Here is a 25,443-nt window from a genome sequence, read left to right as displayed (position 1 = left end):
GCGCGCAAAGATTTTTTACTAATTATTGAAAACGTTTTAAGGTTCGCAAAGGCGATTACGCTCAGCTAAGCAATTTTGAAACATTCACTTGTCATTCCGTAGGAATCTCGACGGTTTAGATTCCTACGGAATGACAAATAGTATGTTTTTAATTCTCTGTTAAAACCTGTTTTTTAGAATCAATGGCTGTCAAGGTTTTTTCTAAAGCATTGATGAACAAATCGGATTCTTTTTCCGAAATATTGAGCGCCGGTAAAATCCGAAGAACATTCTTGTCATTGGCATTTCCAGTGAAAATAAAATGTTCGAATAACAATTCTTTTCTGACATCTGCGCAAGCTTGGTCGAGCTCGATTCCAATCATCAGACCGCGCCTTTTGATATTTTTGATGTGAGGAAAATCTTTGATTTTTTGTTCGATGTAAGCTCCGATTTTTTCTGAATTATCAATCAGATTTTCATTTTCAATCACTTCCAAAACTGCAATTCCAGCCACGCAAGCGAGATGATTTCCGCCGAATGTAGTTCCCAATAATCCGTAACTCGCCTTGAATTTTGGACTAATCAGAACACCGCCAATCGGGAAGCCATTTCCCATTCCTTTGGCAACCGTGATTAAATCTGGTTTGATGTCGAATTCCTGATGCGCAAAGAATTTTCCGGAACGTCCGTAACCAGACTGCACTTCGTCCAAAATCAAAATCGCATCATTTTCTTTGCATAATTTTTCAATCGTTAAAATGAAATCTTTTTCCAACAAATTGATTCCGCCAACACCTTGGATTCCTTCTACAATTACTGCTGAAATTTCGTTCTGATTTTTGGCAAAAACTTTTTCCAATTCTACAGAATTATTGAATTCACATTTAATGAAATTCTCGGATTCGTTGACTGGTGCTACGATTTTCGGATTGTCTGTTACAGCAACCGTGGCAGAAGTTCGGCCATGGAAAGCTTCGGAGAAATAAATGACTTTCTTTTTTCCGTTGTGGAATGAAGCCAGTTTCAAAGCATTTTCGTTTGCTTCTGCTCCAGAATTGCATAAAAACAATGAGTAGTTCTCGTAACCTGATAATTTTCCTAATTTCTCAGCTAATTCAGTTTGCAAATTATTCTGAACCGAATTGGAATAAAAACTGATTTTATCCAGTTGGTTTTTCAATTTTTCAACATAATGCGGATGATTGTGACCGATGGAAATCACAGCGTGACCACCGTAAAAATCGAGGTATTTTTGTCCGTTTTCATCCCAAAGGAAAGAACCGTCGGCTTTGACAGGATTGATATTGAACAGTGGATATACGTTGAATAAATTCATTTTTACATTTTTATTTTAACGCAAAGTGCGCGAAGATTTTTTTTAATTTCAAACTGCTTTTAAGTCGCAAAGTTTAGAAAGCCAATGGTTTTAAGTTTAATCCGAGGTTTTGTTCCCAGCCATTGGCGACATTCATATTTTGAACCGCTTGTCCGGATGCGCCTTTTAATAAATTGTCGATTGCGGAATGAACTGCTATTTTGCTTCCTTGTTTTTCGATTTGGATGACGCAGAAATTGGTGTTCACAACTTGTTTCATATCAATCGGTTTCTCTGAAATTTTCACAAAAATTGAATCTTTGTAAAAGTCTTTATATAAGGTGTAAATTTTTTCTAATTCCAAATCACATTCGATGATAGAACTGGTAAAAATCCCTCTTGCAAAATCGCCACGCCAAGGCACAAAATTGAGTTCCACATTCTTTTCATTAAGCAAATTCACTTGTTTTAAAATCTCGTCGACGTGCTGATGATTCAGAGTTTTGTAGGCTGAAATATTGTCATTTCGCCAAGTGAAATGCGTTGTCGGTTGCAAAGATTGTCCTGCACCTGTTGAACCCGTAATTCCTGCTGTGTAAACATCTTTCAGCAAATTTTCTGTTGCTAAAGGCAATAATGCCAATTGAATCGCGGTTGCAAAACATCCAGGATTCGCAATGCTTTTCGCATTCTGAATTTCATTAAAATAAATTTCGGGCAAACCATAAACAAAATTTCTGTTTCCAAAATCGCCATCTAGACGGAAATCATTTCCTAAATCGATGACCAAAGTATTTTCTGAAATTGGATTTTCATTCAGCCAGTTTTGGCTTTCTTTGTGAGGAAGGCAGAGGAAAAGAATGTCCGTTTCTGAAATTTCATTCGTCAAAACCAAATCACAAATCGAGTCCAAATCCGGATATAATTCGGAAATTTTCACTCCGGAATTGGAACGACTGAACAAAAACTTTAATTCTACATTCGAGTGGAATGCGAGCAAACGAACGAGTTCGCTTCCTGTGTAGCCATTGGCTCCGATGATTCCGACTGATTTTTTCATATTTTTAACGCAAAGAGCGCAAAGTTTTTTTTGTAATTATTGAAAATATTTTAAGTCCGCAAAGAGCTAGACTTTAAAGTTCTTTTGTCATTCCGTAGGAATCTCAACTTAGCTATCGAGATTCCTACGGAATGACAAAATTGTGTTTTTATGTTGCCTTTTTTTTACCGAATCTGCAGCCCGGCTTGAACGGAAATCCTTTTTTGCTTATACTCAAGTTCTACTTAAACTGAAATCGTCTTGCAAAAAAGATTGGGAGTGGAAGACGGAAAAGCTGCCCAAAAAATTCTAATTCAATTTGTTGACCTGATGATAAATATTAAGCGAGTTGCTGAGGATTTTGGTAAAACCTTTCACATCATCGCCACTCCAAGCGAGATTTTCTTCGCCGTAACTTCCAAATTTTGAAGACATTAAATCATTTTCAGACTCGATTCCGTTCAAGACGAAACGGTAAGGATGAAGTGTGATAAATACTTTTCCGTTGACTGTCTTCTGAGAATCCTGCAAAAACGATTCGATGTTTCTCATCACTGGGTCCAGGAAAAGCGCCTCGTGAAGCCAGTTTCCGTACCAATCTGACAATTGCGATTTGATGGTCTGCTGATATTTGGAAAGTGTATGTTTCTCCAAAAGATGATGCGCTTTGATGATGATTGACGCCGACGAGGCCTCAAAACCAACACGCCCTTTTATCCCGACAATCGTGTCTCCAACGTGAATATCACGACCAATTCCGTAAGGTGATGCCAATTCTTCAATCTTCTGAATCGCTAAAACCGGATGGGGAAAAGTTTCGCCATTGACAGAAATCAATTCGCCATTTTTGAATTCGATTTCCAATTGAGATGGTTCCGTTTTTTCAACTTGCGAAGGAAAAGCTTCTTCTGGAAGCGAAAATCGGGAGGTCAAAGTTTCTTTTCCGCCAACGGAAGTTCCCCAAAGTCCTTTGTTGATGGAATATTTGGCTTTGTCAAAATCCATTTCGTAGTTGTGGTCTTTCAAGAATTGGATTTCGTCTTCACGCGATAAACTTAAATCACGGATTGGTGTGATAATTTCGATTTTCGGACACATAACATTGAAAATCAAATCGAAACGAATCTGGTCATTTCCTGCGCCTGTACTTCCGTGTGCAATTGCATCGGCTCCGATTTCCAAAGCAGATTCGGCAATGGTTTGCGCCTGAATTGTTCTTTCTGCACTGACTGACAATGGATAAGTGTTGTTTTTCAGAACATTACCGAAAATCAGATACTTGACACAATCGTTATAATATTTTTCTGAAGCATCGATAAACCTGTAAGAAGCCACGCCTAATTTTTCTGCCTTTTCCTTAAGCAAAACCTCATCGTTTTTATCAAAACCACCCGTGTTGATTGTGACTGCGTGAACTTCGTAACCCAAAGTTTCACTTAGATATTTGGCGCAATACGACGTGTCCAAACCTCCGCTAAATGCCAAAACTACTTTCTTACTCATTGTCTTTATTTATAGATTCAAAATCTTTTTCTTTATTCACATTTACTTTTTCCGGGACGAAAAGCATTGCTGTGCAAAGACAGTTTTTGCGTTCTTTCATCATCAGAATTTCATAATTCACACAGTTTTTGCAACCGTTCCAGAACTGTTCATCCTGAGTCAGCTCCGAATAAATCACCGGTTTATAACCTAAACTGCTGTTGATTTTCATCACTGCCAATCCGGTGGTGAGGCCGAAAATCTTTGAATTTGGATATTTCTCCCGGGAAAGCTCAAAGATTCGTTCCTTAATCAAAGTGGCCAATCCTGCGTTTCTGAATTGTGGCGAAACAATCAATCCGGAATTCGCGACGTATTCTCCGTTCGTCCAGGTTTCGATGTAGCAGAAGCCTGCCCAGGTTCCATCCTCGTCGATGGCGATGATGGCGTTACCTTCCGAGATTTTTTTGCCCAGATATTCGGAGGAACGTTTTGCGATGCCAGTTCCTCTTTTCTTTGCAGAATCCTCCATTTCGTTTCGGATTTCTTCCACATAGACCAAATGCTTCTCTGAGGAAACTTCTAATTTCATTGATATTATCTAATTAAGTGGCAAATTTAAATACATTTATCTTTATTATCCAAATTAAAAAGATAATATTATCTGTTAATTATTATTTAACAACAATATTATCTGTTATTCAGCCAAATAATAATCGTGGCAGATATTCTATTTGTTATAGATTTTGTGTAATTTGGCTAAGCTATTACTGCGGTCTATAAAGGATTCGCAACTATTCATTAATCAAAACCACCATCATAAATCAATCAGTATGAGAAATTATCACATTCAGAATCTGCAGGATTATTTCAAAGAGTATAAAAAGTCAATTAAGAATCCAAAGAAGTTTTGGGATAAGATTGCGGATGAGAACTTCGTCTGGTATCAGCGCTGGTCCAAAGTTGTGGATTACGATATGCAGGAAGCCAATATCAAATGGTTCAAGAATGCGAAACTCAATATCACCAAGAACGCCTTGGACAGACACCTTTCTGTGCGTGGTGACAAGACTGCCATCATCTGGGAACCGAACGACCCAAAGGAAGAAGCACAGCATATCTCATACAGCGAACTGTACACCAGGGTCAACAAAGTAGCGAATATCCTCCGTGAAATGGGCATTGAGAAAGGCGACCGTGTTTGTATTTATCTACCGATGATTCCGGAATTGGCGATCACGATGTTGGCTTGTGCTAAATTGGGCGCTGTGCATTCCGTGATATTTGCTGGATTCTCTGCTTCGGCGGTGGCTTCGAGGGTGAATGACTGCGGTGCGAAAATGGTCATCACGTCTGACGGAAGTTACAGGGGAAACAAAGTTCTGGATTTGAAAAGTCTTGTGGATGAAGCTTTAGAGAAAACACCGACCGTCGAAAACGTATTGGTTGTGAAAAGAACGCACAACGACGTGAAGATGAAAGAAGGCCGTGACCACTGGATGGACGAATACTACGACAAAGCCTCCGCGGATTTCGTGACGGTGATTATGGATGCGGAGGACCCGTTGTTTATCCTTTACACTTCGGGGTCGACTGGGAAACCGAAAGGGATGTTGCACACTTGCGCGGGTTATATGGTCTATACGGCCTACACGTTCAAGAATGTGTTTAATTATAAAGAAAATGACATCTATTGGTGTACGGCGGATATCGGCTGGATCACGGGGCATTCTTATATTTTGTACGGACCACTTCTAAATGGTGCGACCACCGTCATCTTCGAAGGGGTGCCGACTTTCCCTGATGCTGGGCGATTCTGGGAAGTGATTGAGAAACACAAAGTGACCCAGTTCTACACAGCTCCTACGGCAATCCGTTCTTTGGCGAAGGAAAGCGTGGAATGGGTGGAGAAGCACGATCTAGGTTCGCTGAAAGTCATTGGCTCTGTGGGTGAACCTATCAACGATGAGGCTTGGCATTGGTACAATGACCACGTTGGGAAGAAGAAATGCCCGATCGTGGATACCTGGTGGCAGACGGAAACAGGTGGCATTATGATCTCGCCGATCCCTTTTGTGACGCCTACCAAACCAACTTACGCTACCCTTCCATTGCCAGGCATTCAGCCGGTGTTGATGGATGAGAAAAGGAATGAGATCACCGGAAATCAGGTGGATGGAAATCTTTGCATCCGTTTTCCGTGGCCTGGGATTGCGAGAACAATTTGGGGCGACCATCAGCGGTACAAGGAGACCTACTTCTCTGCGTTCCCTGGGAAATACTTCACGGGTGATGGGGCTTTGAGAGATGAAGTGGGCTATTACCGGATCACGGGGCGCGTGGATGATGTGATCATCGTTTCCGGGCACAATCTGGGGACGGCGCCTATCGAGGATAGCATCAATGAGCATCCTGCGGTGGCGGAGTCTGCGATAGTGGGTTATCCGCACGATGTGAAAGGCAATGCCCTCTACGGTTTTGTGATCCTGAAAGATGCAGGGGTGGAAAGAAACCGCGAGAACCTTGCTAAGGAGATCAACCAGTTGATCTCTGAGCAGATCGGGCCGATCGCGAAGCTGGACAAGATCCAATTTGTGTCCGGGTTGCCGAAGACGAGATCCGGGAAGATCATGCGTAGAATTCTGAGAAAGATCGCGGAGGGCGACTTCAACAGTTTTGGGGATATCTCGACTTTGCTGAATCCGGAGATTGTGGATGAGATTAAGAATGAAAGAGTTTAATTTGAGATAAGAGACGGATAGATGAGAGATGAGAGACGTTTCGATTCTGTGGTTTTGGCGTTGGTTTTTATATTGATGGGCTTCGAGAGCCTCAGCCTGACAATGACTTAGATCTTCAAATATTTATAGCAAAAGCCACCTGGATTGGGTGGCTTTGTCATTTTGACATATTATTTTAGGCGTGTGTCGCTTCGTCGTTCCTTCGTCGATCCTTCGTCGGAAGTTTGTTTTTGGGAACTATAGGGTTTGAGACTTTTCTGTCAGATTGGCAGGGTTGTCCGTTGCTTTTATCGTGATCTTGTCTCCAGATAAATCCGAGTTTGCCTTAGTTGCTGTGTAAAGCCATTCGAAGCCGCTATCCAGGGCGGAACCCTCTTCTACCAGGCTGCCATCTTCATTCTCAATCCGAACAGTCACTTCTTTTACCTGAAAATCATCTGTTACTGTGATTTTGATGACATCCCCTCTTTGTCCTGCATATTCTGAGAGGTCTATCTTTTCTATTTTTGGGGCATTGAGGAGGTCTGCTACCGCTACATTGTAGGTACTAACACCTATTGAACGGTCTGACTCTGCCTCGTACAATTCTTTTTGCTCCGGATCATTTAAGACCGCTTTGGCGTAGAGGACAGCTCTCTGAAATTTGAGCTGTTGGTCTTTTTGTTTTTGAGAATCTTCTCCGGTTTTATCCCTTGGTGCTTTGGACACTATGGTTTTGCCGTTTCTTTGGCTGAATACGATAAGGTCTCCTACTTTACCGCTAAGGCCGTGTGTGATGATGTTGTTTTTGCTTTCTGCCATCGTTTGTTGTTTTTAAAGATTTAACATAAATTTGAACTTCTAAAATAAATATTTTATTAATACAAAAAGTATTTTTAATGAATTATTTATATAACGTATTATGATAAATTGAATTTTTAAGACTTAATTTATTAATTATGGTTTATATTATGTTAAGTTATAAAATTAATTTACTGAATATCAGAGTATTTTGTAAATTTGAATCAAACTATAAAACTAATACCATTACCCTCCGATGAAGAAAATTCTTCTGCTTCTATTACTTCTTGTATTCTCACTCAGCTATGCTCAGGATTGGAAACCGATCTTTGAAGCGGATGACGTCGCTTACTACTACAAGCCTAATACAGAAAATACTGCTTGGATTAAATCAGTATCCGATAAAACGGAATATTATCCCACCCGAACGTCGAAAACCTCAAAATACGTTGACGGTTACCGATTAACATTGTGGAAATTTGACTGTTACTCCAAACAAATAGGTTTAATACAAGTAAGTGTTTATTCCAAAGAGGGAAAACTTATGAGCAAGATGTCAGAACAAGAATACCTTGTAGATCTAGAATACGTAACACCAGATTCTATTGGAGAGGGATTCTATAGTGCGTTTTGTTTAAAGGAAGAGTAATAACGTGACATCGGAATATTTTGTAAATTTGAGTCAAACTAAAAAAAGTAATACCATAACCCCTCCAATGAAGAAAATTCTTTTACTTCTATCACTTTTATATCCTAATTAGCTAAAATTCACATAATTAACTACAATTACAGATTAATATATACGAGAACATAACTTGGACGATGCGAAGACAAAATTCATTATATTTCCTTCGTTTTAAAAAAAAAAACCATGACAACAGAATTATTTAATCAACTCATCCTTAATGGAGAAAATGACTTCGTAGACTTTAAAGAAATTGGATATTTTACAGACTCTGTAAGCTCTTCAAAAAAAGACAAAGACGCAGAATTCGTGAAAGATATAATTGCCTTTACTAATACAGTCCGAGATGTTAACGCATATATTATTATTGGAGTTAAGGATAATGGCGATAGGATTGGAATTGGAGAAAATGAATTTATAGATGGTGCAGTTCTTCAATCAAAAATTAAAGATAAAATATTGCCTATCCCTAAATTTAATACTTACCCCTTCATTGATGAAAATGGTTTAAAATATCAGATCATAGAAATTCCAGTTGAAAGATATTCTAGTCCTTGCTTACCAACTGCTTTTGGCGGTTCATTAGAGAGAAATGTTATTTACATTAGAAGAAATACAAGTAATGAAAAAGCTGGATATGATGAAGTAGTACGAATTTCAGATTGGTTAAAAACTATACCACAGAAAGCACAATTAAATTCAAAAGCACAAGTAATTGCTAAAAATCGAGAAACGTCTTTTCAATTCGATGAAATTACAATACAACAATTATTTGGAAATGAAGCAGCAGAAGATGAAGACGTTGAAAGACTAAAAGAATATTATTTCAAAAATGAAATTTTCAATAAAATAGCCGTTGATTTACCGCTCAGAATATTAGTTGGTCACAAAGGAATTGGAAAATCAGCTCTTTTTAGTGTAGCAATGTCTGAAGATAAAGATGCAGGAAAATTACCTATAAAAATTAAGCCTAACGATGTTGCTCAAATAGGTAAAGGCTTAACAGAATTCTCAGACATAATCAGAAACTGGAGAGTTAATTTATTTACAATTATCTTAAAAAAAACTTTCAGCTATTTTGGGATTAAGCAGATTGAAGAAATAGACTTCAGTGATTTCGAAGGAAACTTTGTAGATTTAATTATTGAAAAGCTTGAAGAATCTATAAATGACGGATTTGTACCTGAGAAACACCAAAAGTCATTGGAAGATTTTTTATTAAATCCCGCAATAAATATCTACGTTGATGATTTAGATCGTGGCTGGGAAGGTACTAAATCGGATATTACTAAAATATCTGCACTTTTAAATGCAATCAGAGATATAATTAGTGAGGAGAACCGCCGTTTACATTTTAAAATTTCTTTAAGATCAGATGTATATTTTTTATATAGAACATCAGATGAAAGTACAGATAAAACTCAAAGTTCTGTAATTTGGTATAGATGGTCTTACCACGAGATTCTAGCCTTACTTGTAAAACGTGTTAGGACTTTTTTTAAGAAACCCGTTGATGAGGCATTATTACGTAGTTCACATCAAGCAGATCTAGCGAGAAACTTAATAAGTATTATTGAGCCTATCTTCTCTGGTCAAGGAAAATGGGAAAGTCGGGAGACATTTAGAGTACTACTATCAGTGATAAGAAAAAGACCAAGGGATTTGGTAAAACTTTTAACACTAGCAGCAAGAAATGCTGAAAACAGAAAATCTCCGATTATTTCAACTCAAGATTTAAAGGCAGTCTTTGATGAATATTCGTTAGACAGAATTCAGGATACTATAAATGAATACAAATCTGAGCTTCCAGCAATAGAAAGATTACTTTTCGGGATGAAACCAGATCGTAGAACTGCGAAGACGTCAGATAGTTTTTATTATACAACACAAGGTCTTCTTTTAAAAATTAATAAAATTAGAGAGCGTGGTGAATTCAAATTTTCAAATGGCAAACCTGCTGATGCGAGACAATTAGCAGCTTTTTTATATAAAATTAATTTTATCACTGCAACTAAAGTAAAGCATGATGGATTCATTGAACGAAAAGATTTCGAAGAAAATCGCTATTTAGTACCGAAATTTGAAGACTTTGGCTATGATTGGGAAGTTCATATGGCTTTTAGATGGGGTCTTCAGCCAAGTGATCAAGATAATATTTATACTATTTTATAAGATCTATATCCCCCGGTGGTGCGAGCATTCGCTCGCATAATATTAAAAATCTCAAGAGTTTTCTTTAATTTAATTAGGATATAAGCCATAGCCTCGCACCAACACGAAATCTTACAAAGGATAAAAAATAATGATGAACACTAATCTAACTAAGACAGAAAGTAGTAAGCGACTCGAAATTGAAATTTTAAAGATACCAGAAAGTGACCGTGAAATTGTTTTAGACTGGGCGACTCAGATCAAAATGATTCAAGATCAAACAACGTTATCCAAAAAAGAAAAATTAAAAGAATTAAAAGAGCTTAACAATTCTAAAGCATTTAAAAGTGCCTTCAAAATTGTCACACAAATTTTTTCTACTAAATGGAAAAACGCAAACCTTCCAACAAGATTGAGTTTAGTAGGAGGTGGCGTAGGAATTTTGTTTGCGGGAGCACAAGGAGCTGGTATAGCAGCATTGGGTTCAGCAATAGGACTTCCATTATTTCTTGTTACCGCAGCAGGAGGAGCATTTATAGGAACAATTATAGATAATTTGAAAAAGTAGTTTGATAACAAATATGCACCCCCGCTGGCGCGAGCGTCACGCTTGTGTACTACTTAAAATCTTTAAAGCTATATTAAATGAAAGATGATACGAGCCAGAGCCTCGCACCAGTGGCAGAATACAATACCAAGATAACGCGAATTACAAATCCGTAATATCAAGCGCCTCATAAAGTTAGCAAACATTAAGAAAAAACACAACGCAAACCTCTAAAATCTAATAAAGAAAAAAATGAGAAACCACCTTTATACTTTGTTATTATTATTTTTATTCACAGGTGTTAATGCGCAAGACTATTCGACCTTAATCGGTGAAGCGAATCAATCGTACGCCTCAAAAGATTACAAAATGTCTGCTGAGCTGTATGATAAAGCTTTTAAAATCGAAAGCAAAAATCCAAGTCACTTGTATAATGGTGCTTGTGCATCTGCATTGGCAGGCGATACAAAAAAAGCATTCAGATGGTTGAACTTATCCATAGAAAATGGCTGGACCAATCTAAGGCACTTAAAGTCGGATACTGATCTGGACAATCTGCATTCAAAAAAAGAATGGGAGAAAACGGTTGAAAAGTTGGAAAAGAAATTAGAGTTGGTAGAAGCGAATTATGACAAACCATTGCAGGCCGAATTGTTGACCATTCTGGAGGAAGACCAAAAATACAGAAAGCAGATCCACGAAACGCTAAAAACCCACAGTGATGACTCTAAAGAAATGCAAGACCTCTGGAAAATAACACTTCAGAGCGACTCAATCAACTTATTAAGAGTAAAAAAGATATTAGATGAAAAAGGTTGGGTTGGAAAAGAAAAAGTAGGCGCGCAAGCCAACAGTGCGATATTTCTTGTCATTCAACATTCGGATCTGGAGACGCAACGAAAGTATTTGCCAATGATGAGAGAAGCTGTAACCAAAGGAAATGCAAATGCAGGTTCTTTGGCTTTGTTGATCGACAGGATAGAAATCCGAGAAGGCCGGAAACAAATCTACGGCAGTCAGATAGGTATCAATCCGAAAGATAATTCGCACTATGTTTTACCATTGACCGACCCTGACAATGTGGATAAAAGAAGAACAGAAGTTGGCCTTGGCCCTATCTCTGACTATGTTAAAAACTGGAATTTGAATTGGGACGTTGAAAAGTATAAAAGTGAGTTGTCGGAATTAGAGAAATTACATCAATAGAAACTTCTGCTGACAACAATTTGTAAAAATGGCGGATTTGGCGGTCTACTAAAGTAAGGACAGAACCTCGGATCATCCATAGAATAATACCAAAACCGCGCTGCTAAAGTGCGGTTTTATTTTTCCTAAAAATCAGCCAAAATTTAACATCAATCATCAAAGGTTTTGCAAAATTGGCGTAACTTCGGGGAACAAATTCTGATTATGAAAAAGCATCTCATAACACGATCTCTTATTTTGGTGCCTATGGCATTCCTGACGCTTCAATGCAGTAAAACGGAAAAAAGCCCTGCACCAGAGCCTCAGAAACTCTCTCTGAGCGACACGGTAACTGCCAAACCAAACCTACAACCCGAAAACAAGGACGACACCGCAGAGAAAGTAGCACACTACATTGCCAACGAGTACCTGACCCCCGGCGACCTGAAAGCCATCCCGATGAGCGAGCGGAAATTCCGCTACCAAGCAATCGACCTGAACACCGATGGGAAGATGGAAGTCTTTGTGAGTTTCTTCACGCCTTACTTCTGCGGCTCCGGCGGCTGCTCTATGGTTTTGCTAGACGATCATCTGAAACCGATCACGAAATTCACAGTCACCACGCCACCACTCTATGCCGAGCAAGAAACAACGGATGGATGGAAAACACTACTCGTGCAGGACCGTGACGGATGGAAACAACTGACGTTTAAGAATGGGAAATATCCATCGAACCCTTCTGTCCTACCCGCTTCTACCAAAGAGCCAAGCGACTATGCGCAAGGCATCTTCACAGAACAACTCACCGAGCATCAATTCTAAAAATATCTTCGTTATGAAAAAACTGATCCCTCTTTTATTATTGCTGGTCTTCACAAGCCTAAGTGCCCAGAAGATTGCAGACGGCGAGACAGTGACGGTGGACGGCCTGGCCGTAACCTTCAACATCCTGAACAAAGAGTCTGTGACGGCAGGCGGAAAAACCTATGACCGCTACAAGGTCTCGGCTACACTGGTGAACAACTCCGGAAAAGACTTCAACCTGCGAATGAGCAACGCCCCGCAAGTGGTGACCAACACAGAGTTGGTAGAACTGAACTGCATCAATGCGACCGGCGTCAAACTGACGTCTAAAAAACTGGCTCTGAAAATGAGTCCTCAAAACCTGAACGTGACCTACTGGGCGTACACCAAGGAGGGGAAATACCAAAGCTTTGTAATCCCGGTCATATCGGGTTACTTCCTGGACAATGGCGGATCGGTGAGCGACAATGCCATCTTCATCGTCCCACAAGGCGAAGCGCCGAATGTGACTGTACGCAAGACCTTGTAATTAAACTTTAGAACCATGATTAAGAAATTAATTTTAAGCTTAATGCTTGCCGTGTTCATCGGTGTGAGCGGACAGACCTCTCAGGAGTTGTTTGGGAAATGGCAACTCGTGAAGTGGGTGAAAAACGGACAGGAGAAAGACATCCAGTCTTATTTCAAGACAGATCAGGTGTTTCAAATTTTCCACGACGACCGTACGTTTGAAAGTCTGGTGGCCGGCGAAAGCCACAAAGGTAAATGGCACTTTTCCAAAGACAATACGGAGCTGACGATGACCTCGGCCCTATTGCCCGTCACCTTCAGGATCGACTCTTTTGACACAGACAGACGTGTGATGACCTATAAAGATCTCGGAACCTTTACTTATCTGAAAGTGAAAGAGCCAGAGCAAATTAAGTAACTTTTTTATCAATTAGAACCACCTTTTGAGGTGGTTTTTTGTTTTTCACACTTGATCATTCGGTTTTGAAACATCCAAAAACTTATAGAAAGTCTGGTGAACTGAATTAAAACCAGCTGAGGAGAATATTAATTGTAATGGTTACAGTCGATTTAATTAAATTAGTTCTATCAAACCATTTCTATTAGCATGAAAATAAGCCTTTACCTTTTCATCCTCTGCACCGTTTTGCTGTCGACTGACTGTCTGATGTTTTATTATCATAATATTAGTCTGGCTGGGTACTACAGTGATATTATTCTGTTTTGGAGTTGGCTTCTGTCTAGTCTCTTTGTAATTGTGTTTTACTGGCGAAAAGTTATGGCCAAAGTATTTCTGGGCTTGATGGCTTTGGCGGTGTTGGGAAGTGTGCTGATGATGGGACTTCCACTCTACAGCCTGATACTCTCTATGACCTCAGCAGGACTGCATCTGAAAAAGGATTTGAATGATAAGTACCGCGCGCAAATTGTGGGTTATGGCGTGATGGTTCACCCGTGGCTAGAGGTGATCGAGAAACAAGGATTGCTGGAGCAAGTCGTTTACAAAACCACCGAAATGGACATCGAGCGGCTGAAAAACGAACCCATCAATGTTAAGTACGATGTCCTGCTGCGACCGGAATTGAGGATCAGCCAGGCAAAGAATATTGTTCTTGAAAAAGAAACAGACAGCACGCTTGCGATTACCCTTTTCTATGGCGGACCAAATAAGACGCTCACCTTTGACAAGACCAGCAAAAGACTTTTATCTGTTAATCAGAATTAACTCTTGAAAATAATTCTTATTTTAGTTCTATTAAACTAAACAGAAAACTTAAATATTCTAAAACTATGGAAAAGAGCAAAGCACCCGTGTTCACAATGGGAATAGTAGCCATCATTGTTGGTTCTGCCTTATACAAACAAATTGATTTTAATACGATGACTGTGGAGAAGCCGGCATTGTCTGTGCTGTATGCGGTTACTTTTTTGTTTGCAGTTGCGGTGCTGGTAAGGCATTACACGAGGAGAGTGGAGAAGTAACTTTTAACGGACTAAATTTAGGATCTTGGAATTGATTCTATTAATGAAATCAAACCAAATAAAAACACATTGATATGGGATTATTTTCAAACTTATTCGGACAAAAAAGCAAAGACGAAGCGAAGTCCAACGCAACCGACCAATTTTCTACCGACAAAACAAAAACTGATTTTACACTGTACGAGGAAACTGTTAATCACATTACTATTTCTGAAGCTTTGCAAACCAGCCTGAAACTAAAGTTGAAACAAGCTTTCGAAGATCCAAAATCTTTTTACGATGATGATAATGAATTCAAACTGTCTGAGCGTGGACTGACTTACCCAGAAGATGTGGCGCTGACGCCGAAGTTTGTTTTGATAGATACAATGCAAGACGAAGATCAAATGGCAGAAGTGGATTGGAAGGAAGATGAAGATGAAATCCGATATGCCATCAACCGAATTTTGGAGGCAAAAAATTATGCAAGCCTTTCAAGCGGATCAAAATATGATGACAATGAAACCTTTGATATTCTGAATCACATCAATGATAAGGAATTGAAATCCATTGGTTATTCTTTGGAAATTTTGGATATCGACTCGGACAGCTATGTTTTTACAATTGTTCCATTGGAGAAGCATCAGGAAGTTGCAACGCTTTTTTCACAGCTTAAGTAAATCAAATTTTGACTTTGTTCTTCTAATGGAAATATTGGGAATGCAAGTCATAATAATTAACCTTTTCATTTGATACCTGAACAATGATTATTGAAACTGTCATTAATCTAAATGAATGAAAGATGAGGTCGTATTTTTAGAGATACAAAGTGCCATTACAATAGATTGTCAATATTAAGAATAATCAATTTGGCGCAATTACTGTTTCGGAAAATTAATAACACAAAAGCAATCGCAATGAAAACCGTAGCACAGAAGATGGGAATCAAGGAAGATGTCAGAAGCTATTTCGCCAATGCGCCTGAGGATGTGATCTTATCAATAGAACTTCCCAACATTGAACTGAAAGAAAAGTTAAGTGGAGAATTTGGCTACATCCATTTGTTTGTCATAAAACAAAGCGAGCAAGCCAAAATCTTTCAAACATTAAAAGAGCACCTGAAACTGGATGGAATGCTGTGGGTCTCATGGCCAAAAGGCGGACAGCTGGAAACCGACCTTTCTCTGCCAAAAGTGATCAAGACCGGTTACGAATTCGGACTGGTGGAAAGCACGTGTCTGAGCATCAATGAAATTTGGTCTGGCATAAAATTCACCCATCCGAAAAAAGGAAAGACGTACAATAACAGCCATGCAGAACTGAAATCCAGAACCACGAACCGCTAGTAAGTTGCGCTACTCATCACTTTCGGACTCAAATCTTTTCATAATCACAGATCTCAGACGTTCCTCATTCTCGTCGCCCCAATTTCCTAAAACGGAGATCACGGGAATCAAAGACTTTCCAAAATCAGTCAAGTTGTACTCCACTTTTGGCGGAACCACAGGATAAATGACTTTCGTTACCAGCTCGTGCTCCTCCATTTCTTTCAGTTGAATATTCAAAACGCGTCTGGTTGCATCGGGAATTTTGCGTTGCAATTCGCTCGGGCGCAGATGTCCTTGATTGATAAACCAAAGCAGCCGAATTTTCCATTTGCCATAGAGCACTTCGCCGATCAGATCGAGGCCACAATTGAGGTTGGGTAAAATCTTTCTCTCATACATAGAAGCAAAATTAAACCTATGTTCCAAATTGTGCAATAGGGGAAAAATTGTTCCCTATGTGAATCGTATTTCCGTAATTGTGCAATGTTGAAGTATGTTAGAAATTTGTACAAAAATAAAGCAATGGTACAAGATTTTAATTTCAACAACGAGTTATCTGGCAAGATCGCCTTGGTAACTGGAGGCACAAAAGGCGCGGGAAAAGCAATTGCAGAAAGACTTCTGAAAGCTGGCGCCACCGTCATCATCACGGCAAGAAACCAACCCGAAACGGCGACAGAAAACTTACATTTCATTTCTGCCGACCTCAGCAGATCAGAAGGCACTAAAAAAGTAGCCGAAGAAGTTTTTGCCAAGTTTGGAAAACTGGATATTCTTATTAACAATCTTGGTGGCTCGGAAACCCAAGGTGGCGGTTTTTCGGTTTTGACTGATGAAGATTGGGAACAAAGTATCAATGTAAATCTTTTGGCGCCTATCAGATTGGACAGAGAATTTCTCCCACAAATGCTCTTGCAAAAAAGTGGCGTGATCATTCACATTGCTTCCATACAGGGAAGATTGCCTTTGTACGATTCTACTTTGCCTTATGCAACCGCAAAAGCTGGTCTCATCAATTACAGCAAAGGACTTTCTAAGGAAGTTTCGCCAAAGGGCATTCGGGTTTTGACCGTTTCACCAGGTTGGATCATGACAGAATCATCTACGAGATTGCTGGAACGCATCTCCGAAAGCTCCAATTCTACCATCGAAGAAGCTAGGAAAAGCGTGATGGATGCTTTGGGAGGAATCCCAATCGGACGGCCAGCTGAGCCCGAGGAAATTGCAGAGTTTGTCGGTTTCCTGGTTTCCCCAAGAGCCAATTATCTCACCGGAACAGAATACATCATCGACGGCGGAACCATCCCAACAATTTAATCATTTTAAAAATCAAACCTATGAACTTACCAAACGTCATCACAGATCTAGCAAATGCTCAAAACGATTTTGACAGTCTTGCTTACGCCAATTGTTTTTCCGAAAACGCAGAAGTTTTTGACGAAGGAAAAACGCACCACGGAAAAGCCGAGATCCAACAATGGATTGAGAAAGCCAATACAGAATACAAAGCCACTATGAAACCTTTGGAATATTCTGAAGCCGATGAAATTTTGAAAGCTGAAGTTTCAGGGAATTTCCCAGGCAGTCCAATTGTTTTGGCTTATCATTTTAAGTTAAAAGACGGATTGATCGACTCTCTAAAAATTACAGGTTAGAAATCTCATTCATAAAAAAACCGTTCTGTTGAAGAACGGTTTTTTTTAGTTTAAATTATCTAAAAATCTGTTGTGCAAATTCATTGAGACAACGTCTCCAAGTCAGCCATTCGTGGTAGGTTCCTGCTGAATTATATTGGACGAATGGATATTTGTTTTCATTTAAATAATTAGCTAACGTGGTGTTGTATTCCGCAAAACGCTTTTCTTCTTTCTCGCCAATTCCGATGAAGAAAAATGGTTTTTGTTTTGATCTCAATAGATTTTCAACAGGCAATTCTTTAAAAGGCTGAAGTTCCGTTCCTTCGTAGATCACCGGACTGAACGAGCCAATGGCAGAAAACAATTCGGGATGATTTGCCCCGATGAACATTGCCTGATAGCTTCCTCTAGAAAGGCCTGCGATAGCTTTTTCACCACTCGTTTTATATTTTTTTTCGATGAATGGAATCAGCTCCTGAGTCACCAGCTTGTCTAGATTTTTTGTAGAAAGAACTGTTCTTGGATAATCGTCGGGTAATTTTTCCTGTTCGGAAGTTAGTGCAACGCCGTAATCCATCACGACAATCATTTCGGTTGCCTTCTTATCTGCGAAAAGATTATCCAAAATATTTTTGATGTAACCTTGTCTTTCCCAACCAGTCATATCTTCGCCAGTTCCGTGATAGAGGTATAAGACCGGGAATTTCTGCGTGCCATAATTTGGTGGCAAATACACTTTAAAGTTTCGTTTCCCTTTGGTGATCTCAGATTCAAAACTGTCGTCTATAATCTTTCCGTGTTTTACATTTTTCTCAAAAAAGAAATCTTCACCAGACGGAATTTCAATCCCACTTGTAGGCTGGCCGTAGCCGAAGTAAAGTTCTGTATTCGGGTCATTCGTCCTTTTGCCATCAACGTTGAACCAATAGTAATGAAAGCCAATTTCCAATGGCCACGTTGAAAAAGACCAAAATCCATCGGTTCCTTCAGCAGCATCGTAAGAGAGGTTCTGCATTCCGTCTCCACCTTCTATCGTCACAGATTTTGCTTTGGGAAAATAGACTTTGAACTCTGCTTTTCGGTTAGCATCAATTCGAGGAAATTCTTTTCCGTCCTTTGCTGTGACAGACGTTTTAAAGTTTTGAGAAAACAACAGAGCCGAACTGAAAACGAGAGCAGCTGTTATGATTTTTAATTTTTGCATTGGACTATTTGAAAATGTTAGAAAACTATGCAATTTACAAATTCTATAAATTAATCAAACCTATTTATATTGTCACAATATCCAGTTCCAGATCGTGGTAAAGAAGGATTTTCCACTGTTCTTCCCTCGCCTGTTTTTCCCAAAGCATTCTTTCGTCCCTTGCCTTTTTCCCGTCAAAATCTGTTTTGAAGGCGATCTGATATTTCAGATAACCCATTTGTGGAAGATTGTCTGCGCCGTAGAATGCGGTCTCACTATTTTCTTTGATCCAAAAAACCTGATGAAATGGCGTGTGTCCACCTGTCACTTCGTATGAAATTTCGGTTGTGAGGTTTCCTTTGTCGAGATTCATCCAAACAATTTTGGCATTATCAATAATAAAATTCAGAACCTCCAGATCGAATGAGGGATTTCCATCTTTGGACCGGGCAAATTCCAATTCACGTTTTTGAAGGTAAACTTCGGCTTCAGGGAAATTAAGCGACCAATGTTCTCCATCCTTATTCACCAATCCATCGATATGATCTTTGTGCAGATGAGAAAGCAGGACCCTCTTCACATTTTCAGGTTTCAGACCGGCTTTTTCAACATTGAGGTGGATCTTCGGAACGCCATTTTCCAGCCAGCCAAGTCCAGCATCTAACAAGGTCAGATCATCTTTGTTCTCGATTAGAAACGGTTGTATTGCTATTTTGAGGTCCTTCTCGTTTTCGGAATCTTCGAGATAGGTAAAATTTTTATTTTTATCAACACTGAAATTCCCGTCTTTTAGCGGATATATTTTCATCTTAAATCTTTTAAATTAAATAACTTTCATTTTTCTCAATGACAAAAAATAAGAAATCAAAACCACAATTCCAAGGAGGAAAATGAAGTAGCTCCAAGATGTAGCGTGGAGAAAATAAGGCTCGGATTTGAAAGACCGATTATTGTGATAAAGTATCTTTTGACAAAAACAAAACCGCCCTTTGCTAGAGCGGTTTTATTAATTTAAAAAAGTTCGTCTAATATTTTCCTTCGTCCTGAACTTCCTTAGCCTGATATTCCTGAACCAATTCTATGGCATTCGTGATCACGTCGCTGAGTGCTGTGATGAATGTTCCTTCCTCGGCCAGACTCATCGCGTGTTTCAAAGCATCGATCTCTTTTGGGATGCATTCGTAGCTGATGTCTCGATTGGCTTCCTGGATTCCTTCGATGATAAGTCCATTGATTTCCTCTTCTGGTCTTCCTCGCAGATGTTTTTCGTTTCTGATGATGATGTGATCGAACATTCTTCCGGCAATTTTCCCGATCTCGCGGATGTCGCCATCTCTTCTATCGCCAACACCTGAGATGATTCCGATTTTCTTATTGGCCTCCACGCTTTTCAAGAAATCTTCAATCGCTTCATAACCAGCAGGATTATGCGCAAAATCGATCATCACTTTGAAGTTTTTGAAATTGAAGATATTCAATCGTCCAGGTGTCAATTGCGCACTTGGAATAAATGTCGTCAAAGCCAAAGCAATGTTTGGAATTTCGAAACCATAAACGTAAGCGGCCAATGACGCTGCCAAAACGTTCGCGATCATAAACTTCGCTTTGCCTTCCATCGTGATTGGGATATTTTTCACCCTTTCTATGCGGATCTTCCACTCGCCTTTTTTGATGGTCACATATCCATCTTCATAAACACAGGTAATTCTACCCTCTTTAGCAAAACGTTTAATGTGCGGATTGTTCTCATCCAAACTGAACAAGGCTACTTTTGATTTCAAATCATCGACCAATCTCATAGAATATTCGTCATCAGCATTCAGGATGCACCAGCCATCTTTTTTGACGCTGTCCAGAACCACACGTTTTACTCGCGTCAGGTCCTTAAGATTATGAATATCGCTGATTCCCAAATGGTCTTCTTTGATATTCGTCAAAACACCAATATCACAAGTTCCGAAACCAAGTCCTGATCTAAGAATTCCGCCTCTCGCCGTTTCCAGAACAGCGAATTCCACAGTGGGATCTTTCAAGATAAATTCGGCAGATTGAGGTCCGGTCGTATCGCCTTTTTGTAGTAATGTATTTTGGATGTAGATGCCGTCAGATGTGGTAAATCCTACTCTTTTTCCATTGTTTTTTACGATGTGTGCAAGAATTCGCGTGGTTGTCGTTTTTCCATTCGTTCCCGTCAAAGCAATGATTGGAATCCTGAATTCTTTTCCTGGTGGATAAAGCATATCTACAACCGGCGCTGCAACGTTTCTCGGCAAACCTTCGCTTGGCGCAAGGTGCATTCTGAAACCTGGTGCCGCATTGACTTCCAAGATCGCGCCACCGCTTTCCTTCAACGGTTGCGTCAGGTTTTCAGCCATAATATCGATCCCACAAACATCCAATCCGATGATCCTGGAAACACGTTCTGCCATCTGAACATTCTCTGGATGGATCATATCGGTCACATCGATGGATGTTCCGCCGGTAGATAGATTTGCAGTTGATTTTAAGTAAACGATTTCTCCTTTTTGAGGAATCGTTGCTAAAGTATAATTTAATTTTTCAAGAAGTTCGTTGGTGTCTTTATCGACATCAATTTCGGTCAAGACGTTCTCGTGTCCGTAACCTCTTCTTGGGTCCGTATTTTCTTTATCGATTAGTTCTTGGATGTTTAACTCGCCATCGCCAACCACGTGAGCTGGCACTCTTCTCGCTGCTGCCACCATTTTATGATTGATGACCAAAACACGGAAATCGAAACCGGTGATGTACTTTTCAACAATTACTTTTCTGGAATATTGTTGCGCGTGTGTCAGCCCAACCACAGCCGTTTCATAATCATTCACATTGATGGAAGCCCCTTTCCCGTGATTGCCATCCAATGGTTTGATCACGATTGGGTAACCTATTTTTCTGATTGCAAGATCCAAACCTTCCTCGTCTACTACCAAACTTCCGGAAGGAACAGGAATTGCGGCATCTTCCAACATTTTTTTCGTCAATTCTTTGTTGCAAGCAATATCTACGGCAATGCTACTCGTGTTACCTGTAATCGTAGCCTGAAATCTTTGTTGATTGATCCCATAACCCAATTGAACCAAAGAATTTTTTCCCAATCGGATCCACGGAATCCTTCTGGAAACGGCCTCTTCTACGATACTGCCAGTAGATGGGCCCAATCTTTCGCTCTCACGGAGTTCTTTCAGATTATGGATACATTTGTCGATATCATATTCTGTTGCAGCCATCAACGCCTCAGCGATCTTTACGGATTCTTCCGCTGCGTAAATACCGGCTTGCTCTTCTCTATAATTGAAAACCACGTTGTACACGCCTGGTGTTTTGGTTTCGCGGGTTCTTCCAAATCCTACGTCCATTCCAGCCAGCGTTTGGATTTCCAGAGCGATATGCTCGATCACGTGGCCCATCCAAGTTCCCATCTCCACACGTTTGAAGAATCCACCTACGCAGCCTTCGGAACATCTGTGGGAGATCAATGATGGAAGCAATTGTTCTATTCTTTCTCGGAAACCATCTATCTTATTGGTTGGGAAATGTTCTGTTTCTTCCAGATCCAAACGCATCTGTATCAATTTTTTTCTAGTGATGCTCCAGATATTCGGACCTCTTAGAACCTGTATTTTTTCGATTTTCATATTTAAAAAGTAGTTGTTAGATATTAGATTTCAGTATTGGTCTTAAAATCAATGCTTTGAAATTTTATAATTGAGTGACCTCAGACAATCAAAAACACTTACCAAAGCCGTTCCTAAATTCTAGTTTTATCAAAGATAATAGAAAAGCATTTAAATCAAGAAAATTTAGAAATAAATATTTTGTTATAAAACAGATTCTTTATCATTTTTATAAAATAATTAATGATTTGTTAATTTAAATACGATTTTTACATTAAATAAATATTTAATAATTAAAACTTTAAATGAGAGTTGCTGATTTTAACCTTCTAAATATGACGTATATTCTATTATGATTTATTATTTTTGTTAACTATGAAATCAAAAGGAAAACTAGTCATCATTGGAGGCGCTGTAAACAAAGGTAGTTTTACAGAGACCAGTTTTGACCAAAACGTCGAAAAAAACCTCAACTTTTTTGAACGAGGAATCCTCAGAAAGATCATCGATGAATCTAAAAACAAAGAAGATTCTGTCATCGAAGTGATTACCACAGCTTCTCAGATTCCAGATATTGTGGGACCAGAATATAAAAAGGCGTTCGAGTATCTTGGCATTAAAAACTGTAACATCCTGGACATCCAAAACCGTGAACAAGCAAACAGCGACGCCATCGTAGCGAGAGCAAATGCGGCAGATGTCGTGATGTTCACGGGTGGCGACCAACTTCGCTTAACCTCTATTCTCGGCGGAACCCGATTTCACGATGCGATTTTAACGAAATATCAGACCGAAGATTTCATCTACGCGGGAACTTCTGCCGGTGCTGCTGCTGCTTCTGAAAATATGATCTATCAAGGTTCCAGTTCTGAAGCGTTGTTGAAAGGCGAAATCAAAACCACACAAGGTCTTGGATTCATAGAAAATGTGATCATCGATACGCATTTCGTGCAGCGAGGAAGAATCGGAAGATTGTTTCAGGCCGTTGTCAACAATCCGAGAACATTAGGAATTGGTCTTGGTGAAGATACAGGTTTATTTATCGAGGATGATACAATGACAGCGATCGGTTCTGGTCTGGTCATCATTGTGGATGGACTTCAAATTAAAGACACCAACTTGACCAATGTTGATCTCGGACAACCGATTTCCATTAAAAATCTAGTTGTGGATGTCCTTTCTATGAATGATACTTTTGATTTGAAATCCAGAGAAATGACAATCGTCAATTCCCAGTACAACCCGATTCCGCAGGTAATCCCGAGTAATTATACGAGCGATTAAAAACACTTCGACTCCGCTCAGTGTGACAAATTTTAGAATTTAAGATTGTCAGTCTGAGGCGAAGTTTATCTTGAGCCTGATGAAGAGAAAACATATAGAAAGTTCTTTTGTCAGTCTGAGGTTCTCGAAGACATAAAAACTAAAATTCCATTTATGAAAATAATCATCCACGGCGGTTTCTTCTCCGAAAGCAATCAAAGCAACGAAGTGAAATTAGCAAAACAAAATTCACTGAAAGAGATTGCAAAAAAGTCTTATGAATTCCTACAAAACAATTCGGCTTTTGATACTGTTGCTTACGCAGTTTCGCTTTTGGAAGATGATGATCTCTACAACGCTGGCATTGGTTCACAAATCCAAAGTGACGGTGTGATCCGAATGAGCGCTGCAATTATGAATGGTGAAACGCAGAAGATGAGCGGCGTCATCAATATCCAGAATGTGAAAAATCCAATCTTTGTGGCTAAGGAATTGATGAAAGAAGACGACCGCGTTCTTGGCGGAAATGGCGCAAAAAAATACGCCACGGCGAATGGTTTTGAAGATTTCTCAACGGAAATCCCACAACGAAGAAAAGAGTACGAAGAAAAACTGAAAACCGGAGGCAAAGGAACTGTTGGCGCTGTTGCGATTGACAAAGACGGCAAATTGGCAGTCGCCACTTCCACCGGCGGAAAAGGTTTTGAAATCCCGGGAAGAATATCTGATTCTGCAACGGTTGCTGGAAATTATTCCAATCGTTTTTGTGCCGTGAGTTGCACAGGCGTTGGCGAAGATATTGTGAGCAATGCGACTGCTACCAAAATCGTGACTAGAGTCACAGACGGAATTTCTATTGAAAATGCCTTCGACAGAACTTTTGAAGAGTTGAAAGAAATTGATGGTTTTGCAGGCGCTATTGGGATTGACTCTGAGGGAAATATTTTCCATCAGGATTCTTATCCTACGATGGTTTTTGCGAGTTTTGACGGGGTGGATTTTGATGTTTTTGGGTAAATTATTTTCAAATGAATGAATCAGAAATAATTACTCTTATCCAAACTGAAATAGAAAAAAAGGATTGGGGTTTTACAGAACAATTTCTAGAAATTCATTCTCCGGTTTACATTAATAATATTGTCAAAATCGAAAATATAATCACAGCCAATAATGAAGTGACTGTATATCTTCCGATTGTTGGAGAAAGATTCTATCTGACTTTCTATATTGATTTAATCAAAAAAGAAATTTTTGGAATATCGACTGAGCCTTACATTTCGATTTATTTTAGAGCAACATCGGAAAATTTAAGTAGTGATGAACTTAGAAAAAATACAAAACTGGCAATTACTGAAAGTTGGAACAAAGGAGATATTAGAAAAAACGGAAAAGGAATTTACAGCTTCAGTTCTGTAATTATTGATATTAACAAAACTCCAGACTCATTTGAAGCAAAACTTAATGCATTAATTTCTGAATTAGAAAATGACAGAGATGGCATTAAAAAATTAGCTGAACTTGCAGATGGCTACATTCAGGTTCTTATGGAGTTTCATAATGGAAATGGCTTGATTGGAGGTCCAAATTTGTCTAAAGAAATCATTCAAAAATTAAGCGAAATGGATTTATCAGTAGATTTTGATCTAGCCGTTTCGGGAAATAAATTCATTTCTTAGAAACCAAGTTAATTGCTTAATGAACTTTCTAGAAAAGCTTAG

At 39.3% G+C, this 25,443-nt stretch carries 26 protein-coding genes; 17 read left to right on the top strand and 9 right to left on the bottom strand.

Annotation, left to right across the window (positions count from 1 at the left end):
- Positions 1-148 precede the first annotated feature (148 nt).
- From PQ459_07890 to PQ459_07875, 4 genes are all read right to left on the bottom strand, one after another.
- Positions 149-1,318 carry an aminotransferase class III-fold pyridoxal phosphate-dependent enzyme gene (locus PQ459_07890; protein WDF48389.1) on the bottom strand — a complete coding sequence of 390 codons (1,170 nt, stop codon included), beginning with the start codon at positions 1,316-1,318 and terminating at the stop codon, positions 149-151.
- A gap of 73 nt (positions 1,319-1,391) precedes the next feature.
- Positions 1,392-2,357: an N-acetyl-gamma-glutamyl-phosphate reductase gene (gene argC / locus PQ459_07885; GenBank protein WDF48388.1), complete on the bottom strand. Its 966-nt coding sequence runs from the start codon at positions 2,355-2,357 to the stop codon at positions 1,392-1,394.
- A gap of 288 nt (positions 2,358-2,645) precedes the next feature.
- The gene (locus PQ459_07880; protein ID WDF48387.1) at positions 2,646-3,839 is read right to left on the bottom strand and encodes an argininosuccinate synthase; all 1,194 of its coding nucleotides are present in this window, start codon (positions 3,837-3,839) and stop codon (positions 2,646-2,648) included.
- Complete coding sequence (locus tag PQ459_07875; protein WDF48386.1) at positions 3,832-4,410, bottom strand: GNAT family N-acetyltransferase; 579 nt, start codon at positions 4,408-4,410, stop codon at positions 3,832-3,834. Before PQ459_07875 ends, PQ459_07880 begins: the two co-directional genes overlap by 8 nt.
- A gap of 208 nt (positions 4,411-4,618) precedes the next feature.
- Here PQ459_07875 and acs point away from each other — a divergent pair, with 208 nt between their 5' ends.
- Positions 4,619-6,559, top strand: a complete 1,941-nt coding sequence (gene acs, locus PQ459_07870) for an acetate--CoA ligase (protein WDF48701.1) — start codon at positions 4,619-4,621, stop codon at positions 6,557-6,559.
- Between the two features lie 237 nt (positions 6,560-6,796).
- Here acs and PQ459_07865 read toward each other — a convergent pair whose 3' ends face one another.
- A complete protein-coding gene (locus tag PQ459_07865) occupies positions 6,797-7,360 on the bottom strand; it encodes a hypothetical protein (protein ID WDF48385.1) in 564 nt (187 codons plus the stop codon).
- A gap of 235 nt (positions 7,361-7,595) precedes the next feature.
- Between PQ459_07865 and PQ459_07860 the strand changes: the two genes are divergently transcribed.
- The 11 genes from PQ459_07860 (at position 7,596) to PQ459_07810 (ending at position 16,028) form a co-directional block, all read left to right on the top strand.
- Complete coding sequence (locus PQ459_07860; GenBank protein WDF48384.1) at positions 7,596-7,988, top strand: hypothetical protein; 393 nt, start codon at positions 7,596-7,598, stop codon at positions 7,986-7,988.
- 222 nt (positions 7,989-8,210) lie between these two features.
- Complete coding sequence (locus PQ459_07855; protein WDF48383.1) at positions 8,211-10,196, top strand: ATP-binding protein; 1,986 nt, start codon at positions 8,211-8,213, stop codon at positions 10,194-10,196.
- Between the two features lie 130 nt (positions 10,197-10,326).
- Positions 10,327-10,743: a hypothetical protein gene (locus tag PQ459_07850; protein WDF48382.1), complete on the top strand. Its 417-nt coding sequence runs from the start codon at positions 10,327-10,329 to the stop codon at positions 10,741-10,743.
- A 231-nt stretch (positions 10,744-10,974) separates the two neighbouring features.
- On the top strand, positions 10,975-11,928 hold the full coding sequence (locus tag PQ459_07845) for a hypothetical protein (protein ID WDF48381.1): 954 nt from the start codon (positions 10,975-10,977) through the stop codon (positions 11,926-11,928).
- 204 nt (positions 11,929-12,132) lie between these two features.
- The gene (locus PQ459_07840; GenBank protein WDF48380.1) at positions 12,133-12,729 is read left to right on the top strand and encodes a hypothetical protein; all 597 of its coding nucleotides are present in this window, start codon (positions 12,133-12,135) and stop codon (positions 12,727-12,729) included.
- Between the two features lie 13 nt (positions 12,730-12,742).
- Positions 12,743-13,240: a hypothetical protein gene (locus PQ459_07835; protein ID WDF48379.1), complete on the top strand. Its 498-nt coding sequence runs from the start codon at positions 12,743-12,745 to the stop codon at positions 13,238-13,240.
- 15 nt (positions 13,241-13,255) lie between these two features.
- Positions 13,256-13,639, top strand: coding sequence for a DUF5004 domain-containing protein (locus PQ459_07830; GenBank protein ID WDF48378.1), 384 nt, complete (start codon positions 13,256-13,258; stop codon positions 13,637-13,639).
- Positions 13,640-14,053: 414 nt separating this feature from the next.
- Positions 14,054-14,446, top strand: coding sequence for a hypothetical protein (locus PQ459_07825; GenBank protein ID WDF48377.1), 393 nt, complete (start codon positions 14,054-14,056; stop codon positions 14,444-14,446).
- A gap of 95 nt (positions 14,447-14,541) precedes the next feature.
- Positions 14,542-14,703 carry a hypothetical protein gene (locus PQ459_07820; protein ID WDF48376.1) on the top strand — a complete coding sequence of 54 codons (162 nt, stop codon included), beginning with the start codon at positions 14,542-14,544 and terminating at the stop codon, positions 14,701-14,703.
- Between the two features lie 74 nt (positions 14,704-14,777).
- A complete protein-coding gene (locus PQ459_07815; GenBank protein ID WDF48375.1) occupies positions 14,778-15,362 on the top strand; it encodes a hypothetical protein in 585 nt (194 codons plus the stop codon).
- A 237-nt stretch (positions 15,363-15,599) separates the two neighbouring features.
- Complete coding sequence (locus PQ459_07810; protein WDF48374.1) at positions 15,600-16,028, top strand: hypothetical protein; 429 nt, start codon at positions 15,600-15,602, stop codon at positions 16,026-16,028.
- A 9-nt stretch (positions 16,029-16,037) separates the two neighbouring features.
- Here the strand turns inward: PQ459_07810 and PQ459_07805 are convergent, their stop codons facing one another.
- A complete protein-coding gene (locus PQ459_07805; GenBank protein ID WDF48373.1) occupies positions 16,038-16,409 on the bottom strand; it encodes a winged helix-turn-helix transcriptional regulator in 372 nt (123 codons plus the stop codon).
- A gap of 123 nt (positions 16,410-16,532) precedes the next feature.
- Here PQ459_07805 and PQ459_07800 point away from each other — a divergent pair, with 123 nt between their 5' ends.
- Positions 16,533-17,327 (top strand): SDR family oxidoreductase, encoded by a 795-nt coding sequence (locus tag PQ459_07800; GenBank protein ID WDF48372.1) that lies wholly within the window; start codon positions 16,533-16,535, stop codon positions 17,325-17,327.
- A 20-nt stretch (positions 17,328-17,347) separates the two neighbouring features.
- The gene (locus PQ459_07795) at positions 17,348-17,665 is read left to right on the top strand and encodes a nuclear transport factor 2 family protein (protein WDF48371.1); all 318 of its coding nucleotides are present in this window, start codon (positions 17,348-17,350) and stop codon (positions 17,663-17,665) included.
- Between the two features lie 55 nt (positions 17,666-17,720).
- On the opposite strand, the gene PQ459_07790 is transcribed toward PQ459_07795, so the two are convergent.
- From PQ459_07790 to cphA, 3 genes are all read right to left on the bottom strand, one after another.
- Complete coding sequence (locus PQ459_07790) at positions 17,721-18,851, bottom strand: alpha/beta hydrolase-fold protein (GenBank protein ID WDF48370.1); 1,131 nt, start codon at positions 18,849-18,851, stop codon at positions 17,721-17,723.
- A 64-nt stretch (positions 18,852-18,915) separates the two neighbouring features.
- Positions 18,916-19,638, bottom strand: coding sequence for an MBL fold metallo-hydrolase (locus PQ459_07785; GenBank protein ID WDF48369.1), 723 nt, complete (start codon positions 19,636-19,638; stop codon positions 18,916-18,918).
- 217 nt (positions 19,639-19,855) lie between these two features.
- Positions 19,856-22,483, bottom strand: coding sequence for a cyanophycin synthetase (gene cphA, locus PQ459_07780; GenBank protein WDF48368.1), 2,628 nt, complete (start codon positions 22,481-22,483; stop codon positions 19,856-19,858).
- Between the two features lie 354 nt (positions 22,484-22,837).
- Here cphA and PQ459_07775 point away from each other — a divergent pair, with 354 nt between their 5' ends.
- From PQ459_07775 to PQ459_07765, 3 genes are all read left to right on the top strand, one after another.
- Positions 22,838-23,746 (top strand): cyanophycinase, encoded by a 909-nt coding sequence (locus PQ459_07775; GenBank protein WDF48367.1) that lies wholly within the window; start codon positions 22,838-22,840, stop codon positions 23,744-23,746.
- Between the two features lie 153 nt (positions 23,747-23,899).
- Positions 23,900-24,742 (top strand): isoaspartyl peptidase/L-asparaginase, encoded by an 843-nt coding sequence (locus PQ459_07770; GenBank protein WDF48366.1) that lies wholly within the window; start codon positions 23,900-23,902, stop codon positions 24,740-24,742.
- A gap of 11 nt (positions 24,743-24,753) precedes the next feature.
- The gene (locus PQ459_07765) at positions 24,754-25,401 is read left to right on the top strand and encodes a DUF4279 domain-containing protein (protein WDF48365.1); all 648 of its coding nucleotides are present in this window, start codon (positions 24,754-24,756) and stop codon (positions 25,399-25,401) included.
- Positions 25,402-25,443: the final 42 nt, after the last annotated feature.

This window comes from Chryseobacterium sp. KACC 21268, assembly GCA_028736075.1.
GTDB lineage: Bacteria > Bacteroidota > Bacteroidia > Flavobacteriales > Weeksellaceae > Epilithonimonas.
The sequence above is the reverse complement of the archived record's forward strand: the minus strand, read 5'-3'. Positions and strand labels throughout refer to the sequence as shown.

Coding starts and splice junctions, on each gene's coding strand:
- PQ459_07890 (WDF48389.1), bottom strand. CDS start 1,318: ATGAATTTATTCAACGTATATCCACTGTTCAATATCAATCCTGTCAAA.
- argC (WDF48388.1), bottom strand. CDS start 2,357: ATGAAAAAATCAGTCGGAATCATCGGAGCCAATGGCTACACAGGAAGC.
- PQ459_07880 (WDF48387.1), bottom strand. CDS start 3,839: ATGAGTAAGAAAGTAGTTTTGGCATTTAGCGGAGGTTTGGACACGTCG.
- PQ459_07875 (WDF48386.1), bottom strand. CDS start 4,410: ATGAAATTAGAAGTTTCCTCAGAGAAGCATTTGGTCTATGTGGAAGAA.
- PQ459_07865 (WDF48385.1), bottom strand. CDS start 7,360: ATGGCAGAAAGCAAAAACAACATCATCACACACGGCCTTAGCGGTAAA.
- PQ459_07860 (WDF48384.1), top strand. CDS start 7,596: ATGAAGAAAATTCTTCTGCTTCTATTACTTCTTGTATTCTCACTCAGC.
- PQ459_07855 (WDF48383.1), top strand. CDS start 8,211: ATGACAACAGAATTATTTAATCAACTCATCCTTAATGGAGAAAATGAC.
- PQ459_07850 (WDF48382.1), top strand. CDS start 10,327: ATGATGAACACTAATCTAACTAAGACAGAAAGTAGTAAGCGACTCGAA.
- PQ459_07845 (WDF48381.1), top strand. CDS start 10,975: ATGAGAAACCACCTTTATACTTTGTTATTATTATTTTTATTCACAGGT.
- PQ459_07840 (WDF48380.1), top strand. CDS start 12,133: ATGAAAAAGCATCTCATAACACGATCTCTTATTTTGGTGCCTATGGCA.
- PQ459_07835 (WDF48379.1), top strand. CDS start 12,743: ATGAAAAAACTGATCCCTCTTTTATTATTGCTGGTCTTCACAAGCCTA.
- PQ459_07830 (WDF48378.1), top strand. CDS start 13,256: ATGATTAAGAAATTAATTTTAAGCTTAATGCTTGCCGTGTTCATCGGT.
- PQ459_07825 (WDF48377.1), top strand. CDS start 14,054: ATGATGGGACTTCCACTCTACAGCCTGATACTCTCTATGACCTCAGCA.
- PQ459_07820 (WDF48376.1), top strand. CDS start 14,542: ATGGGAATAGTAGCCATCATTGTTGGTTCTGCCTTATACAAACAAATT.
- PQ459_07815 (WDF48375.1), top strand. CDS start 14,778: ATGGGATTATTTTCAAACTTATTCGGACAAAAAAGCAAAGACGAAGCG.
- PQ459_07810 (WDF48374.1), top strand. CDS start 15,600: ATGAAAACCGTAGCACAGAAGATGGGAATCAAGGAAGATGTCAGAAGC.
- PQ459_07805 (WDF48373.1), bottom strand. CDS start 16,409: ATGTATGAGAGAAAGATTTTACCCAACCTCAATTGTGGCCTCGATCTG.
- PQ459_07800 (WDF48372.1), top strand. CDS start 16,533: ATGGTACAAGATTTTAATTTCAACAACGAGTTATCTGGCAAGATCGCC.
- PQ459_07795 (WDF48371.1), top strand. CDS start 17,348: ATGAACTTACCAAACGTCATCACAGATCTAGCAAATGCTCAAAACGAT.
- PQ459_07790 (WDF48370.1), bottom strand. CDS start 18,851: ATGCAAAAATTAAAAATCATAACAGCTGCTCTCGTTTTCAGTTCGGCT.
- PQ459_07785 (WDF48369.1), bottom strand. CDS start 19,638: ATGAAAATATATCCGCTAAAAGACGGGAATTTCAGTGTTGATAAAAAT.
- cphA (WDF48368.1), bottom strand. CDS start 22,483: ATGAAAATCGAAAAAATACAGGTTCTAAGAGGTCCGAATATCTGGAGC.
- PQ459_07775 (WDF48367.1), top strand. CDS start 22,838: ATGAAATCAAAAGGAAAACTAGTCATCATTGGAGGCGCTGTAAACAAA.
- PQ459_07770 (WDF48366.1), top strand. CDS start 23,900: ATGAAAATAATCATCCACGGCGGTTTCTTCTCCGAAAGCAATCAAAGC.
- PQ459_07765 (WDF48365.1), top strand. CDS start 24,754: ATGAATGAATCAGAAATAATTACTCTTATCCAAACTGAAATAGAAAAA.